Annotated in this window: 10 protein-coding genes; 6 read left to right on the top strand and 4 right to left on the bottom strand. The window is 68.7% G+C overall.

What is annotated here, in order from left to right; translation table 11 throughout:
• The 4 genes from D7Y04_RS28610 (at position 1) to D7Y04_RS28595 (ending at position 7,715) form a co-directional block, all read left to right on the top strand.
• Entirely contained in the window at positions 1-1,233 is a 1,233-nt protein-coding gene (locus D7Y04_RS28610; RefSeq protein ID WP_121761319.1) for an HlyD family secretion protein, read from the top strand.
• A gap of 229 nt (positions 1,234-1,462) precedes the next feature.
• Positions 1,463-3,472, top strand: a complete 2,010-nt coding sequence (locus tag D7Y04_RS28605; protein WP_121761318.1) for a LodA/GoxA family CTQ-dependent oxidase — start codon at positions 1,463-1,465, stop codon at positions 3,470-3,472.
• On the top strand, positions 3,469-4,641 hold the full coding sequence (locus D7Y04_RS28600) for a tryptophan 7-halogenase (protein WP_121761317.1): 1,173 nt from the start codon (positions 3,469-3,471) through the stop codon (positions 4,639-4,641). The genes D7Y04_RS28605 and D7Y04_RS28600 overlap by 4 nt, the downstream gene beginning before the upstream one ends.
• Positions 4,638-7,715 carry a hypothetical protein gene (locus D7Y04_RS28595; protein WP_147477208.1) on the top strand — a complete coding sequence of 1,026 codons (3,078 nt, stop codon included), beginning with the start codon at positions 4,638-4,640 and terminating at the stop codon, positions 7,713-7,715. Before D7Y04_RS28600 ends, D7Y04_RS28595 begins: the two co-directional genes overlap by 4 nt.
• An 83-nt stretch (positions 7,716-7,798) precedes the next feature.
• Here the strand turns inward: D7Y04_RS28595 and D7Y04_RS28590 are convergent, their stop codons facing one another.
• The 3 genes from D7Y04_RS28590 to D7Y04_RS28580 all read right to left on the bottom strand — a co-directional run bounded on the left by D7Y04_RS28590 (position 7,799) and on the right by D7Y04_RS28580 (position 10,818).
• A complete protein-coding gene (locus tag D7Y04_RS28590; protein ID WP_120577577.1) occupies positions 7,799-8,836 on the bottom strand; it encodes a hypothetical protein in 1,038 nt (345 codons plus the stop codon).
• Between the two features lie 198 nt (positions 8,837-9,034).
• Entirely contained in the window at positions 9,035-9,517 is a 483-nt protein-coding gene (locus tag D7Y04_RS28585; RefSeq protein ID WP_121761315.1) for a GNAT family N-acetyltransferase, read from the bottom strand.
• 5 nt (positions 9,518-9,522) lie between these two features.
• A complete protein-coding gene (locus D7Y04_RS28580) occupies positions 9,523-10,818 on the bottom strand; it encodes an MFS transporter (protein WP_233601617.1) in 1,296 nt (431 codons plus the stop codon).
• A 184-nt stretch (positions 10,819-11,002) separates the two neighbouring features.
• Here D7Y04_RS28580 and D7Y04_RS28575 point away from each other — a divergent pair, with 184 nt between their 5' ends.
• Entirely contained in the window at positions 11,003-12,571 is a 1,569-nt protein-coding gene (locus D7Y04_RS28575; protein ID WP_120600268.1) for a glucan 1,4-alpha-maltotetraohydrolase domain-containing protein, read from the top strand.
• A 245-nt stretch (positions 12,572-12,816) separates the two neighbouring features.
• On the opposite strand, the gene D7Y04_RS28570 is transcribed toward D7Y04_RS28575, so the two are convergent.
• Positions 12,817-14,658 carry a hypothetical protein gene (locus tag D7Y04_RS28570; RefSeq protein WP_233601616.1) on the bottom strand — a complete coding sequence of 614 codons (1,842 nt, stop codon included), beginning with the start codon at positions 14,656-14,658 and terminating at the stop codon, positions 12,817-12,819.
• 609 nt (positions 14,659-15,267) lie between these two features.
• Between D7Y04_RS28570 and D7Y04_RS28565 the strand changes: the two genes are divergently transcribed.
• Positions 15,268-16,263: a hypothetical protein gene (locus D7Y04_RS28565; RefSeq protein ID WP_120599664.1), complete on the top strand. Its 996-nt coding sequence runs from the start codon at positions 15,268-15,270 to the stop codon at positions 16,261-16,263.
• The last annotated feature ends 67 nt before the right edge of the window (positions 16,264-16,330 follow it).

Below are 16,330 nucleotides of genomic sequence, written 5' to 3'. Positions count from 1 at the left end.
ATGGCAACGACAACGACTGCTCCCCAACTCGTCCCCGAAGCGGCGCCCGCGCCCGCCTCCGCGGCGCAGGCGAAGCGCGGCAAGCGCGGCTTCCTCATCCTCGGCGGCGTCGTGGCGGCCATCGTGCTGGCCATTGGCGGCTTCAAGATCGTCACGGCCGGGCAGGAGACCACCGACGACGCGCAGGTGGAGGCGGACGTGGTGCCCCTGGCCGCGCGCGTGTCCGGGCCCGTGGTGAAGGTGGCCGTGCTGGACAACGCCACCGTGCACCAGGGCGACGTGCTCCTCCAAATCGACCCGCGTCCGTATGAGGCGCGCGTGAAGCAGGCGGAAGCCGAGCTGGAGTCCGCGCGCGCCCAGGCTGTCGCGGCGGACGCGCAGGCCACGGTGGCGGAGGCCGGCGCGAAGGGTGGCCTCTCCAGCGCGAAGGCGCTCGTGTCCACGAGCACGTCCGCGGTGAGCGGCGCCCAGGCGCAGGTGGCGGCGGCCCGCGCGGCGCTGACTCGCGCGGAGGCGCAGGCCCGCAAGGCCACGCTGGACCTGGATAGGACCCAGAGCCTGCGTCAGCAGAACGTGGTGGCGCAGAGCGCGCTGGATGACGCGCAGACGTCCAGCGAGACGGCGCAGGCCGCGCTCGAAGGCGCCCGCGCGCAGCTCGCCCTGGCGGAGGAGGGCCGGCGCACCGCGGAGAGCAAGGTGGCGGAGGCCAAGGGCCAGCTCGACGTGAGCGCCCCCATCGACGAGAAGATCGCCGCCGCCCAGGCCAGCGCGTCGCTGGCACACGCGCGGGTGAAGGGCGCGGAGGCCGCGCTCGACCAGGCGAAGCTCCAGCTGGAGGACACGCGCGTCGTCGCCCCGGCGGACGGGCAGGTGTCCAAGCTGTCCGTGCACGCGGGCCAGCTGCTCACCCCCGGCCAGGCCGTGGCGGAGCTGGTGCCCACGACGACCTACGTGGTGGCGAACTTCAAGGAGACGCAGGTGGGTCACATGCAGCCCGGCCAGCGCGTGGAGGTGGAGCTGGACGCCTTCTCCGGTGAGAAGCTGGAGGGCAAGGTGGAGAGCCTCTCTGGAGGCACCGGCTCCCGCTTCTCCCTGCTGCCGCCCGACAACGCGTCCGGCAACTTCGTCAAGGTGGTGCAGCGCGTACCCGTGCGCATCTCCTGGGTGCACCCGCCGCAAGGCCTGGCCCTGCGCGCCGGCCTCTCCGCCGACGTGACGGTGCACACGAAGTAGGCCCCAGCCCGAAGCCCCACACCCCAGCGCCGCGCCCCGCACAGGGACGCGGCGCTTCTTTTTGGGGCTGACACGTCATGGCCAATCCTTGACGCGTCAATGGCCACGTCCGCCACTGCCGGGACATGGCCCCTGTCTGTAGAATGTGCAGTATTTCTGGAATTTCTGCGCTTCCCTTGAGGGGAGTGTCTTTTGCATCAGCTCCTTCCCCACCGCGAGGAGCAAAGGCATGAGCACGACCTACAAGATTCACCCGGCCATCGGCGTGGCCCGCGTCGGAGACAGCGAGGACTACTACCTCGGTCCCGAGGAGGCAGGAGGACTGCCGCTGGAGGTGGCGGGCGGCAGCGTGACCCGGTTTCGCGATGCCAGCATGGCAGTGCGCAGACAGGCGGCGCGCTTTCAAATCCACGCCTACGACTCGCCCGGCTCGAACGGGCGCAGGGTCCAGCCGGGTGAGGGCGGAATCAAAGACATCCGCTGGACGGTCCACCTGGCCAACAAGAAGTCCGCCTGGTACGAGTTCCGGCAGCAACAGGGCGCGGACGGCACCTACGCCGTCGACCACCCGCTGCGGAATCCGCGCACCGTGGGGAATGACCGCAACGCGCTCATCCTCGACGCGGGGCCGCGCACCGTCACCTGCCTGGGCAGCGCGGGCGGTCCCACCACCGTGCAGTGTGAGCTGCTCCCGGCGTCGGCCCGCCCTTCGCGACTCCTCCCCGAAGGCAGCGACATCACCACCCTGGGAAAGCTCGTCACGGATGCCCGGGGCTATCTCCACGCGGTGGGCGGCTACGGCAAGTCCGGCGTGTCGGTTCGCTATGACATCACGAGTGGGCTGTTGGAGGACTGGGCGCGGTACCACACGCTGGAGAAGGTGAGCGGCCTCAGCGGGAAGGCGCAGGACATCCTCCTCGCGCTGAAGAGCATCGCGGACATCGGCTACGACACCCAGGCGGCGTTCGACGCCGCGGTCGCCTCCGTTCTCACGGCCCCCAGCCTGGGGCTCACGTCCGATCAGGTGACCCAGGCGAGGCAGTTCATCGACACGAACGCCTACCCCCAGCCCCGGCTGGACACGTACGCCAACAACACCTTCTGGTGGGATGACATCTCGGACGGGCCCGTCACCGCGACGCTGGTCATGGATGACAACTCGGAGCACGAGGTGGAGTTCCCCGCGTGGGTCGTGGTGGGGCCCCCCGGGTACGCGCCTCAAATCCTCAACGTCATCACGCTCTACGACACGCTCTTCGACACCTTCGTCACCCAGCGGGGACTCGTCCCCGGGCTCTACCAGGGTGGGCAGTTCCAGCAGGACTACACGCCCAATTTCCAGGCGGACCTTCTTCCCATCCTCAGCCGCCCCGCTGCCTACCAGTGGGTCGCTGACGTGGGCCCGCAGGGCAATGGCAGACACGACGCCATCCAGGGCGGCAACCTGGGGCCGCGTTTCCTTCAGAGGATCCGGCACCCCGACGACGTCAACGTGCCGACGCCGGACCTCATGCCGAAGATGGCGGGCGACAACCCCATCTCCGACATCATCCCCCGGAAGTTCCTGAGCCTCACGCGGACCCAGTACTTCCTCCTCCAGCAATACAGTGCCGGCAAGGTCGACCACTCGCCCCCCAAGTCCCCCGCGTCGGAGGGAGCGCGGTTGGACCGCGCCGTGCTGGAGAACTGCGTGGGCGGCGCGTTCTGCCCGGGCATCGAGATGACGTGGATTGCCCGGGACGCGAACTTCTTCCAGGACGACCCGGCCGCGGGCTTCCGCTTCAAGCACCGAGACAGGCCCACCGGCCAGCCGCTCCAGTGGAGCATCAATCCGCACGACGGGCTGGGCCTGGAGCCGGGGGATGCCAGCAAATACATGGCGCTGCCCTGGCAGGCCGACTTCAACGAGTGCTCCAACCAGACGGTCCAGGGGACGTCTCTCTGGTGGTGGCCCGCACAGCGGCCCTACTTCGTGAGCTACCTGGGCGACGACCAACAATGGCACCAGGACTATTGGACGCGTCCGACGGACATCAACTTCGACACGGACGAAGCCATGGTCTTCCACTGGAAGGAATTGGGCTTCGTCCTCAAGCGGTCGGATGCCCCCGCCCCCCAGCAGGGCCCTGAGGCCGCGCCAGGAATGCCGCCCACGCCCACGTTCATCGAGGTGGAGCGGACGTATGCGCCCGCCACGGGCCAAGAGGTACCGGCCCTCGCCAAGGTGGCCAACTCGTGAGCGAGGACTCCTGCGACGTGGCCGTCATTGGCGGCGGCCCTGCGGGCGCGGCCATGGCCGTGGCCTTGAGGAGGAAGGCGCCGTCGCTCTCCGTCACCCTGGTCGAGCGAACCACCTATGACGCCCCCCGGCTGGGGGAGACCCTGCCACCGGACGTCCGCCTGTCATTGTCCCGGTTGGGTGTCTGGGAAGGCTTCCTGCTCGATGGGCACCTTGCCTCCCGCGGCACGGCGTCATGCTGGGGCAGGGCGGAGCCGGGCTTCAATGACACGATGATGTCCCCCTGGGGCTCCGCCTGGCACCTGGACCGGACGCGCTTCGACGAACGGCTGAGCGTCGAAGCCGCCGGGCAAGGCGCTCGGGTGCTGCGAGCGACGACCCTGGTGGACTCGGAATCGCTGGGGCGCAGCGGCTACCGGCTCCGCCTGTCCCATGGGGCAGCGGACCCCAGCACGCTGCGGGCACGCTTCGTCGTGGACGCCACGGGAGGCAAGGCCACCTTCGCCGCGGCACGCGGCGCGCGGCGGCTCGTGAGCGACCGCTGCTTCGCCGTGTATGGCGCCTTCCAGCTTCAGGGCGGCGCGGCCTTTCCCACCCACGCGCTGGTGGAGTCCTGCCCGGAGGGCTGGTGGTACTCGGCGTTGCTGCCGAGAGGGCGGGTCGTCGTCGCGCTCGTCGGCGATGGGGACTCCTTGCGCGGCTTGCGCTGGGCCACGCCCGAGCCCTGGATGAACCTGCTGAAGCAGGCGCCGGTGACCTGGGCGCGGCTGGACGCTTGTGACTTCGTCGGCGAGGCGCTCATCGCGGTGCCCGTGCTCGTCGGACAGTTGGACCGGCCACGAGGGGAACAGTGGCTCGCCGTGGGCGACGCGGCGTGCACCTATGATCCGCTGTCCTCCCAGGGCATCACCAAGGCGTTGGACTCCGCGCTCCTGGCCGCCGACGCGCTGGAGCGCTGCCTGAGCGGCGACGCGGACGCGCTCCAGGACTACGAGTCCATGCTGAACGCGCGGTTCCAGGACCATCAACGCACACGCGGCGTCTACTACCGCCAGGAACAGCGGTGGCCCCAGGCCCCCTTCTGGATGAACCGGTGGGAGGCGCTGCCCGCTCCCGCCGCGTCCCCAGCGCAGTCCCGCCGCTCCCATTCCACCGAGGTGAACCCATGAAGACGAGATATGCGCGTCATGTGATTGTCGCGGCGGGCGTAGGGCTCGCCATCGCGGCCGCGGTGGTCGTGCGGAGCGGGGCGCCCAAGCCAGTGGTCCTGGCCACGAGCGGCAGCGGAGGGGATGGCCTCGTCCCTCCGCCCTATCCCGTGTTCCCGCGAGGCAATGCCCTGCTCACGCCTCTCGCCGAGTCCAGCGACGAGGCCCAGGCATTCCTGAAGTTCTACTCGACGCAGTTGGGTGTTCAGCTGCCCAGGATCCAGAGCGCTGACCTCGTCAAACTGCCGCCCCGGAACCTGGACATCGCGCACAACGGACTGAACCTCGGCAGCCAGGACTTCAACTCCTCGCTGGTGTGCCAGTCCTGCCATGACTCGGATTGGAAGGCCCAGGGCAGCGACCTGCCGGAGATGGCGTTCTGGCAGCAGCCCACGGTCAACAGCCTCTGGCCGAGCGGTGGCGCGGGCCCCATGAACCTGTCCGCCAACTGGTCCCCCTTCGGAGACTGGAGCGCGTCCATCAAGGCACTGGCGGGCCGGGACCCTGTCTTCCTCGCGCAGGTGGAGACGACCCGTTCGCTGTCTCCTCACCAGCCCTACCAGGTGGACCAGCTCTGTCTGCGATGCCATTCCCCCCTGGCGGAGCGCCAGGCCCTGGCCAACAACGCCCCGTTCGACCACTTCACCCTCTACGCGACGCCAGAGGGCGCGCCCTACAAGAACCCGTTCCCCTCGGCCTCCTCGGCGGATTCGCAATACGCGACCTACGGCGCGCTGGCCCGGGACGGACTCTCCTGCGCCGTCTGTCATTCCATGGCGCCGAAGGAGGGCCAGCCCTGGAATGGCGCCGACTACAACTTCTTCTATGGCTCCGACGGAGACCTCTTCGGCGCGGGCGTCTCGGACCGGCTGGTCAGCGCGGAGGAGAAGAAGACGCAAACGCCGCCGTCCTTCCCCTTCACCTCGTCCATGAACCTGCACCCCGGCGCCATCCTCGGGCCTGACTTCGGCCTCAACGCGAAGCCCATGGCCGCGGCGGGGGTGAGCCTGGAGACCGCGGCGCACGTGGACGGACACAGCTACCTGCGCGACTCCATGGTCTGCGGCGCCTGCCACGTCGTCATCCTCCCCAAGGTCCCCACCAACTACAGGCCTGGCATGCGCATCGCCGACGCGAGCGAAGGCTACGAGCGCCCCGCGAGCTGCGACGCCAGCAAGACGACCTTCGACGCCAACGGCAACTTCACGAAGGACCCCTGTGTCGCGCTCGCCTATGAGCAGACCACCTACTTCGAGTGGCTCAACAGCGGCTATCCCGACTCCAAGACGACGTGCCAGGGCTGCCACATGCCGCTCACCTCGCCGTCATCCCCCCACGACAACCGCGTGTACGTGGCGCAGTACAACGACGACCTGGACCCCTTCTACCAGGGCAGTCCGCCCCCGGTGGCGCGCGAGTACAACCGCCACACGCTGCTGGGCATCAACCTGTTCGTTCACGAGATGTTCCAGCAGTTCCCGGACGTGCTCGGGCTGGACTTCTACCTGTCGCAGGACTCACGCATCCCGCCCTACCTCCAATCCCCAGACATCCTGAACCGCACGCCCAACCTCGTCCCCAATCCGGGCGCCGAGGATGGCAATACGAAGGGCTGGAGCGACCACAGCGCCATCGCCGCCGTCCAGAAGGCCACGGGCGACCAGGTAGGTTCCATCCACCCGAGCCACGGCCGCTATTTCTTCCAGCTCAACCCGGGCAGCGCGACGCTGAGCATCGACCTCAGCCGCTATCAGGACGCCCTCCAGAAGGGAGGCGGCAAGACGACCCTCCTCTGGGGCGCCACCGCCTGGTGCGACCAGCTCTCCTGCGGCGAGCTCGTCGTGCGCACCTTCAACGCGCAAGGAGTCGCGGCGTCCACGACACCTCCGCTCGCGGTCGACCCGGGACAGTCGAGGTGGCAGGCGCGTCAGGCGACCATGGCCGTGGGCACGGACATCCGGCGGCTGGAGCTGGGCTTCACCGGCCGGAGTGGCGAAGTGCTCCTCCTGGATGACGTCTTCATCGCCCTGCGCTTCCCGGATGGCACCGTCGCACCGCTGACGGATGCCAGACGCAACTACGTGGTCGCGCAGAACCTGCTCAACGCCGAGCAGTCCATCCTGGACCTCGCGTACAGCACCGCCCAGGGCTCCTACAATCCGCGGCTCCCCGCCGTGCAGGTTTCCCTGGGGAACATGTCCACCGACAACGGCCTGCTGAGCGTCCCCGTCACCCTCAGCAACAACGCGGGTCACAAGTTCCCCAGCGGCGCGGGCTTCCGCCGGGCGTTCATCCAGTTCGAGGTCCTGGACGCGTCCGGCAAGGCGCTCTGGGCGTCGGGACAACCCAACGCGCAAGGCGCCATCTGCAATGGCCCCTGCAATGCCAATGGCGACAACATCCTCACCAGCGAGTTCTCGTCAGACCCTGGCCAGCTCCAGCCGCACTTCCAGACCCTCCAGCGGCAGGACCAGGTCCAAATCTACGAGACCCGTGTCATGGACGACGTCAAGAAGGTCACCAGCCTGGAGCTCCAGCAGTTCAAGGATCTGAAGGACAACCGGATCCTCCCCGCGGGCTGGAAGCCGCCGAGCCTGCGCAAGTCCGGCGAGCTTCAGCTGGGGCTGGACCTCTACCAGCTGGCTCAAATCACCATGCCCCTGAGCGAGGTCCAGGGAACCCAGCCTGCCATTGAAAGCGACCCGGACTACCCCAACGACAGCCATCCCCAGGAGGCCGAGGGCGAAGACACGCTGGTGTACCAGGTTCCCCTGGCGGAGATTCCTTCATGGGCCTCCATCCGGGTCCGGCTGAACTACCAGAGCATTCCTCCGGGCTATCTCGGCGCGCGGTTCAAGGACGCGCTCCAGGGAAACCAGCAGCCGGGGCCCGCCATGAGCCGGCTCATCTACATGAGCAGCCACCTCAACACGAAGACGGCCATGCAGAGCCAGACCTACGGCGCCACCCAGCCCACGGAGGTCATGAACAACTGGTCCATGGTCCTGGGTGAGGCCCGGGTGACGAAGCGCTGAAGCACCGCGGCACCCACGAGAAAACGGCCACCGGCTCGCAAGAGCCGGTGGCCGCTTTCATTCAGCCAGGCTTGCCGCTCCGCTCAGCGGAAGACGGTGGTGTGGGAGCCGAGCACGATGCCGCGCTTGCCCGCCAGCGCCTTGCACCGCTCGGGAGACATCCCCAACTGCTCCGGCGTGAAGAGCCGGCCGAAGAGGCGGTGGTCATCGGAGACGAACGGCAGGACGCGGACCGTGATGGACATCCCCGGAAGCGGGGCAAGGCCATGGGACCAATACGAGTAGTCAATGGTCGTCGAGTAGTCGGCCGGCACGAAGCAGTCGATCCCCGTGTGCCAGTTGCGGTTGCCGTCCTGGTCCGGGAGCGTCTGGGGCACCGTGGTCTCCCCCAGGCTGATGAGAGGCGAGGGCCCCGGAGTCCCCGCCGAGAAGGCGACGCTCGCCCCCGCGGGGACGTTCACGCACTTGATGTCGAAGGTCACCATCGCCGCGGCGGAGCCATGGGGGTAGATGACGCCCTTGGTGGTGTAGTCCGGCTTGTTTGCATCCACGATGGTGACGTTCCGCCAGCCGAACCCCGGGTTGTCCAGGATGAACTCCGTCAGCTGGTCCATGTTGCCCACGGCCGTGGTGGGAACAGGATTCGGGTGCGCCGTGGTGGAGACCCGGGAGATGAGGCAGTAGTGGTCAGGGGTGGGGGCTCTCCAGACGAACGGGTTGTCCGTCACGGCAACCTTGCCGCTGTCGGCCTTGATGATGTTCTTGCTGTTGTTGTCGACGTTCTTGTCGCTGGTCTGCAGCTCATTGCCTGCCCACAAGTAGGGGTACAAGAGCAGCGTCGCCGGCACGGCATACAGCGACACGCTTCCGGACTGGGTTGCTCCCGCCAGGTTCTTGGCGCGCAGGTAGATGTAGTTGTCGCCGCTCTCCGTCAGGTTCTGCCCCACATCCGAGCTGTAGTTCCCGGCGAAGAACTCCGCCGGATTGAGCGTGGGGGTGAGGCCCTGGGGAATGATGTCCGGCGATTGATAGGCAATGGTGTTCTTCGACTCAGCTCCGAAGTTGCGATCACCGGTGTCACCGGTGTTCACACGGAAGAACAAATCATTGTACTGGGTCATGGGTGTCCGCCTTGGGTTGGGTGACATTCCCCGTGAGGCGTGGCTCGCAGGGGTGCGGCCCTGCAAGTGCATCCTGAATGCCAAGGATGTTCGAATCCCAACTGGTTGGAACCATTTGGGCGGCCCGGCGAAGGGGTGGGCCTTCCCCATGACCCTGACGTGGCAGGCCCAGGGGCTGACGTGTCAGCCCGCCTGCCGTCAGAGCGTGACGGCCATCTCCACGTCCGCGCGCGAGTAGCCCGTCTCCCGGGCAATCTCCGGGCCCTCGCGCGTGGTGACGAAGCCGTGCTTGCGGTACAGGCCCAGCGCGGGCCCCAGCGCGCTGTTCGTCACCAGGACCATCCGCTTCGCGCCACGCTGCCGGGCCGTGGCCAGCGCGGCCCGCATCAGCGCGTCGCCCAGGTCGCGGCCCCGCGCCTCCGGGGCCACCGCCATCTTGCACAGCTCGAACGTGTCCGCGTCCTCGCGCCTGAGCGCGCACGTGCCCATCACCTGTCCGTCCACGAGCGCGAAGAACACCTCGCCCCCCGGCGCCACGAACATCCCGTGGGGATCCGCGAACGAGGCCTCGTCCGAGCCCTCGATGCGGAAGTCCTGCTCAATCCATTGCCGGTTGAGCCGCGCGAAGTGCTCGAGCAGCTCCGGCCGGTAGGGGACGACCTCGACGGATGCAGGGGCCATGTCACTCACGCGGTCGCGACCGCCGCGGCGGGCTTCTTGCGCAGGAAGAGCACGAAGATGAGCGCCACGATGCTGATGCCCACCAGGGTAATCAGCCCGTCCGCCGCGATGGTGGCGCGCGTGCCGATGCCGCGGAACTCCGACGCGTGCCCGTCCAGCGCCGTCGTGTAGCTGATGGCGAAGTTGGAGGCCGCGACGAAGAGCGAGTACTTCGTCGTCACCGCCGCGCCGTCGTTCACCATCTCCAGCACCATGCCGGCGAAGGCCGCGAAGCCCGCGCCGTTCGCGAAGCTGTACGCGAGCGAACCCCAGATGTACGTGTCCGTCGTCATGGGCCCCGCCGCCATGGCGAACGCGCACATCGCGGTGGCCCCGCCCATCAGCGCGTACGCGAGCTTGCGGTTCATCCGGTCCGACAGCCAGCCGCCCATCAGTGAACCCACCGCGCCGGTGACGGCCATGCCCGGCCCGTTCACCATCTCCACCGTGTGCTCCGGCACCTGGTACGCGCCCGCCATCGCGCTGAAGAGGTTGCTGAGCGCGCCGCAGCTCACCGGCGCCAGGCAGAGCACCAGCATGATGAGCCCGTCGCGGCTGAAGGCCGTCTTCACCAGGTCCATCACGATGCTCTTCACCCGGTCCACCGCCGCCTTGAGCAGCGGCCCGGTGGGCACGGTGGAGGGGTCATGCCGCTCGGTGATCCAGAAGATGCCCGCGCCGCTCGCCAGCACCAGCGTGGCCAGCACGATGCCCGCCACCTGCCGGGAGAACTGGGTCGCCAGGAAGATGGCCAGCGCGCCCATCATCGCGGTGGAGCCCACGTTGCCCGCCATCTGCCAGCCGCCCGTGCGCCCCTTGTCGGACGGCTTGGACGTCGTGGCCATCAGCCCGTTGAGCGCCGCGTGCGCCGTCGTCGCCGCCGCCTGCAACGCCGTGAGCAGCAGCGTGAAGACGCCCAGGTGCTGCGCGGGCTCCGGGAACATCGCGCACGCCAGGAGCAGCAGCGCGGTGAGCAGCGTGCTCACGCCGTACCAGACGCGCCGCCAGGGCCCCAGGTCGATGAGCGGCACCCACAACAGCTTCCACGCGTGCGGTGAGAACGCCGTACCGGACAGCACGCCAATCTCCGCCAGCGGCATCCCGTCCTTCGCCAGCCAGTACGGCACCGCCGTCTGGAGGTAGCCCACCGCGGCGCCGAACTGCACCTCCAAGAGGCCGAACAGCGGGGGCCAGGCCCAGCGCGGTTCCTCGGCGGAAGCGGTGGCCGGAAGGGCAGTCTCTTGTTCAATCAAGGGCGACACCTACAGGGGAGGACAGGGGAGGGTGGGATTCTAGACACCTCCTGCGTCCTGCACAGCCCAACGCACTGCGCCGTCTCCTCGGAAGCACGGGGTGGGAGGGTGCCCTTCAACGGGGAGTCCTGGTCCATGCCGGAAGGCAGGACTAGCTTGCCCGCGCTTCCCCCCACAACCCCGAGGTCCCCCGATGACGTTGAAGACCCGACTGCTGGTCGTCTCCACGGCTGGCCTGTTCGCCGCCGCGCCCGCCGTGGCCAAACCGCTGGATGGCGCCAGCACCGACGTGATGCTCCAGGGCTTCCACTGGAACTCCGCCAGCGCGGGCGGGTGGTGGAACACGGTGAAGAACAACGCGGCCGCGGTGAAGGCCGCGGGCTTCACGATGATCTGGCTGCCGCCGCCCTCCGACGCGGCGTCCACGCAGGGCTACCTGCCCCGGCAGCTCAACGTGCTCAACTCCAGCTACGGCACGGAAGCGGAGCTCACCCAGGCGCTGGCCGCGCTCAATGCGCAGGGCGTGAAGCCCATCGCGGACATCGTGGTGAACCACCGCGTGGGCACCGCCAACTGGGCGGACTTCACCAACCCCACCTGGAGCGGCTGCAACGCGGTGGCCGCGGGTGACGAATGGCCGAGCGCCTGCGGCAACGCGGACAGCGGCGAGGGCTACGCCGCGGCGCGAGACCTGGACCACTCGCAGGCGAACGTGCGCGCGGACCTGAAGACGTGGATGAACACCCGCCTGAAGGGCGTGGGCTTCGCGGGCTGGCGGTTCGACTTCGTGAAGGGCTTCGCGGGCAGCTACGTGAAGGAGTACGTCACCGCGACGGACCCGTGGTTCTGCGTGGGTGAGTTCTGGCCCACGAACTACTTCGACGCGAACAACCCCAACAACTGGAAGCAGCAGATCACCAACTGGGTGGACGCCACCACGGGCTCCTGCGCCGCGTTCGACTTCGCCACCAAGGGCCTGCTCAACGACGCGCTCACCAACAACAACTACACGCGCCTGAAGGCGTCCGACGGCAAGCCCGCGGGCGGCATCGGCTGGTGGGCCAGCCGCCACGTCACCTTCGTGGACAACCACGACACCGGCCCCAGCGAGACGTGCGGCAACGGGCAGAACCACTGGCCGGTGCCCTGCACCAAGGTGATGACGGGCTACGCCTACGTGCTCACCCACCCGGGCATCCCCACCGTCTACTGGGGGCACTACTTCAACTGGGGCCTGGGCAGTTCCATCAAGACGCTGATGGACATCCGCAAGAACGCGGGTCTCACGTCTGAGTCCACCGTCAGCATCCAGCGCGCGGAGAGCGGCCTGTACGCGGCCATCATCGGCGGCAAGGTGGCGGTGAAGCTGGGCACCGGCTCCTGGACCCCTGGCACCGGCTGGACGCAGGCCGCCACCGGTACGGACTACACCGTGTGGACCACCAACACGCCGCCGCCCACCGGCACCACCTCCAACGTGGAGTTCGTGTGCAACAACGGCACGACCGTGATGGGCCAGAACGTCTACGTCACCGGCAGCGTCGCGGAGCTCGACACCTGGAGCCCCACCACCACCAAGATTCTCAGCCCCACCGCGTACCCCACCTGGCGCGGCACCTACGCGCTGCCCGCGAACACCACCGTGCAGTGGAAGTGCCTCAAGCGCGACGGCAGCGGCAACGTCGTCTGGCAGGGCGGTGGCAACAACACCGTCACCACCCCGGCCGCCGGCGGCAGCATCACCGCCACCGCCAGCTTCTAGGACGCACCCCTCCAAGCCTCTTCGGCATCGGCTCCCTGGGGGGAGGAAGCCGGGCTGGCTGGCGAGCAGGTAAATGCGCTGCGAGGGGCTGCTCCAGCGGCACGCGCTGGCCCCTGTGCGGACGGTAGCCCCTTGGCCACTCTTGGCCTGGGGGCCTACCGTCATGGCCCGGGTGGTGCTGGAGCGTGCCTGTGACGCGGCGTGGAGGGGGCGGGCTGAAGCGCGTTGATCAGCCTGCACTCATCTCAGGGGGAGGACATCAGCCGGACGCCATGCTCGCGCACCAGCGTGGCCCGCGCGGCCTCGGAGACAGCCGTCTCGCGCAGGTCGAGCTCACGAAGGAGGGGAAGATGGTGGAGCGCGGGCATGCCGGCGTCCGTGACCTTCGTGCGCAGCAGGTACAACGTGAGCAGGGAGCCCGGGAGGTGAACGAGCGCCTCGTCCCCGACGCGGGTGCCGGCGAGGCTCAACCAGGAGAGCTTCTCGAAGCCCGCGAGCATCTGCGCCCCGTTGTCGTCCAGCCAGGTGCCTCCCAGGTCGAGCTTGACGAGGTGGGGGAGCGTCTGGAGCGGCACCAGCCCCGAGCCGCTGATGGGGTTCCCCGAGACCTGGAGTGACTCCAGCTCCCGCAACTCGGAGAGCTGGCCAAGCCCCAGGTCCGTGAGGAGCGTGCGGATGGCGCGGAGCGACTGCAGTCGGGAAAAGGTCCGAAGGGTGGCCACCCACCCGTCGTTGAAGTCGGTCCGGCTCAGATCCAGGTGCCGCAGGACCATGCGCGAGCCGAGCTGCTTCAATGCCTCGGGGCCGATGCGCGTGGCACTGAGGTCGAGCCGGGAGAGCCGCTCCAGGGGCTCCAGCGACGCGAGCGACGCGTCCGCCAGCGCGAGACCCGAGAGCCCGAGGCTCTCGAGCTCCTGGTGGCCGGCCAGCGCAGGGAGGCCGCTCCCGGTGACGGCCGTGCGCGACAGCTCCAGGTCGCGCAGGTGGTGGAGGCCCTGCAGGTGGCGCAGCGCCGCGTTCCCGAGCAGGGTGTCGTCGAAGTGGAGGACCTCCAGCCGAGTGAGCCCGGCAAGGTGACGAACCCCTGGGCCGCGGATGCGTGTCTTGCTGAGCACCAGCACCCGGAGCACCGGCAACCGCGCCAGGTGGACGAGCCCCGCATCCGTCACCCCGGTGCTTCCCAGGTGGAGCGCGTCCAGCATGCGCAGCCCTCCAATGTGTGCCAGGCCTGAGTCCGAGACGGCCGTCCGCGCCAGCCCCAGCGAGCTCAGGGCCGGCATTCTCCTCAGGGCGCCGAGGCCGGCATTCGTGACGTGGGTGCCGCTCAAGACGAGTGTGCGCAAGCGGTCCCCGGGCAGGGACGCAAGGACCGTGTCATCGACCGTGGTGTCCGAGAGATCCAGCCACTCCAGCTCCGTCTGTGCCGCGAGCAGGCCGAGCCCCCGCGGGCTCACCGACGTGCCGCTGAGCGAGAGCCGGCGCAGCGTCGTCAGCGAGGCGAGAAGAACCAGCCCCCGGTCGGACACCGCCGTGGCATCCAGCCGCAGGATGGCCAGGTGTGGCATTCCCTGGAGAGAGGCGAGCCCCGCATCGGTTACCCGTGTGCCGTCGAGGTGCAGGGCCTTCAACCGTGCCGCGTTCCCAAGGGCGGCCAGGTGCTCGTCGCCGAACGCGGTATCGGAGAGATGGAGCGATACGACGGAGGAGCCCTCGACGAGGAGCGCGAGCAGGGCTGGGGCGGGGAGGCCTTGCTCCCCGAAGGAGAGACCGGGGACGCGGTATTCGCGCAGCACGGCGGCCAGCGCCTGGGCCTCGGCCGGTGTGCTCACGGGCTCCAGAGGCTCGGCGTACCAGTCTCCATCGGGAAGCGGCTGGGGGGCGGCATCACCCGCCGGCAGCAGGCCCCACGGGGAGGACGTCCCGTCCGGCAGGAGCCGGTACGCCTGGAGGGAGGGACGTGGGGGGGCCACGACCGCGGGAGCCGGAGGCGCGGTCGGGCGGGGTGGGGGGATGGGGGCGGGCGGGGAGGCGCAGCCCACCGCGAGCAGCAGTCCCGCCAGTCGCAGCCAACTCCAGGGGCCATTCACCAGTCGCTCCGTGACGCTGACATTCCCCTCTCTCTCGGCCAGGGCCCGGGCCAACTCCTCGCGACGGGCTCGTTCCCGGGCACGCTCCAGGACGAACTCGAGAGAGGGGGGTCTTTCTATTGTCATGTTCGAAGCCATCGTGGAGCGCTTCCTTGCCCAGAGTCCACAGGCCTGCGCTGCACGCGATTGCGCGAGCATTGCGGTGGAATGAAGGCCGCCCTCCCAGAGGAGGTCTGGCGTCCCATGAAAAGCAGACATCGAAGCGGCTGGCCCGGACGCGGGTGGACATGGCAAGGCACGGAGACCCCGTGATGCTCCTCAAGCATCCTCGCGGGCCGAAGCCTCGGAAGAAGAAAGGCTATGCACCCAGGAGCGAGGTGCGCCGGCAGGTCGCGACGTCACGTGTCCTCGCTGTCGGCACCGTCGACTACGTCAAGCAAGATGTTTAGAGGGGTGGCTCCAAGACGCCAAGGCAGGCGCCCCTCTCGCACGTTTCACCAAGGGCGCCTGTGTTTCATCTGTTGCTTGAGTTCCACTCTTCAAGCTGTCACAGGGAGGCGTTTCACTCCCAGGGCGGGTCCCCCCGCCCTCCTTGAGAAGGTGGACGCGATGAAGCGTGGAACGGCAGTGCGAAGCGCGGTGCTGGGCATGTCCGCGGTGGGCCTGATGGGTGCCTGTGGTGGCCAGCCGGAGCAGACCCCGGTCCCCGAGGGCGGCGACACGGTGACGACGGCGACGCAGCAGCTGGTGCCGGCCCCGCCCGCTCCGTTCGACAGCTACCTGTACATCGCGGGCACGCTGCCCGTGGGCGGCGCGGTGTCGTCGAACACCGGCACGTCCGCGAACTATGAGGGCTTCAAGCTCAACGTCGCGGCGAACACGCAGGTGGCGCTGGAAGTCACCCACCTGGGCACCGGCATGGGCGTGGACACCGGCCTGTACGTGTACGGCCCCAAGACGCAGTACGGCTACGGCTTCATGCCGCTCTACGGGGACGACGACTCCGGCTACGGCGAGCTGAGCAAGATTCCGCTCGCGACCTTCAATCAGGCGGGCGAGTACCTGGTGGTGGTGGGCTGGAGCAACGGCCTGGCGAAGCAGTACCGCCTCCAGGCCTCCTGCGTGGGCGGCGCGTGCGTGGCGAACCCCTCTCCGGCGCCGGCCAATGCCCCGGTGACGCTGGCGGCGTTCCCCCTCGACGGGACGCTCAACGCGGTGCTCGGCGGGGCCAACGCGTACCGCGAGGACATGTACTCCTTCCTGGACCGGTATGACTTCGCGTGGCCGTACTCCACGCATGCGACGCTGAACGCGGCGGCGGCGGCGGTGCTCGCGCGCAGCGAGTACAAGGGCTACCGCAACGACCCGAACCCGGGCACGTACACCTACGCGGCGTTCCTGCCGCGGATGTACCTGCAGTTCCAGCCGCTGCACCAGGCCATCCTCGACACCTATGGCGAGAGCGCCGCGAACGCGCAGGTGAAGAGCTACTTCCGCGAGTTCAGCACCGGCCCCAACGGCGACAACTGGCGCACGCTCAACATCATCCTGCTGCCCGAGTCCCGCCACGTCATCGTGTACGAGCAGACCGCCCACGAAATCTGACGCGCACGCAGTCCCCGAAAACACCACCGCCCTCCTCTTCGCGAACCGGAAGGGGAGGGCGGTCTGT

The sequence above is a fragment of the Corallococcus sp. AB038B genome (assembly GCF_003668955.1).
Taxonomy (GTDB): domain Bacteria; phylum Myxococcota; class Myxococcia; order Myxococcales; family Myxococcaceae; genus Corallococcus; species Corallococcus exiguus.
Note: the sequence above shows the minus strand (reverse complement) of the source record. Positions and strands in the feature narration are given on the sequence as shown.

What these genes read in the sequence shown, in the direction of transcription:
- D7Y04_RS28610 (WP_121761319.1), top strand. Translation starts at nt 1, where the DNA reads ATGGCAACGACAACGACTGCTCCCCAACTCGTCCCCGAAGCGGCGCCC.
- D7Y04_RS28605 (WP_121761318.1), top strand. Translation starts at nt 1,463, where the DNA reads ATGAGCACGACCTACAAGATTCACCCGGCCATCGGCGTGGCCCGCGTC.
- D7Y04_RS28595 (WP_147477208.1), top strand. Translation starts at nt 4,638, where the DNA reads ATGAAGACGAGATATGCGCGTCATGTGATTGTCGCGGCGGGCGTAGGG.
- D7Y04_RS28590 (WP_120577577.1), bottom strand. Translation starts at nt 8,836, where the DNA reads ATGACCCAGTACAATGATTTGTTCTTCCGTGTGAACACCGGTGACACC.
- D7Y04_RS28585 (WP_121761315.1), bottom strand. Translation starts at nt 9,517, where the DNA reads ATGGCCCCTGCATCCGTCGAGGTCGTCCCCTACCGGCCGGAGCTGCTC.
- D7Y04_RS28575 (WP_120600268.1), top strand. Translation starts at nt 11,003, where the DNA reads ATGACGTTGAAGACCCGACTGCTGGTCGTCTCCACGGCTGGCCTGTTC.
- D7Y04_RS28565 (WP_120599664.1), top strand. Translation starts at nt 15,268, where the DNA reads ATGAAGCGTGGAACGGCAGTGCGAAGCGCGGTGCTGGGCATGTCCGCG.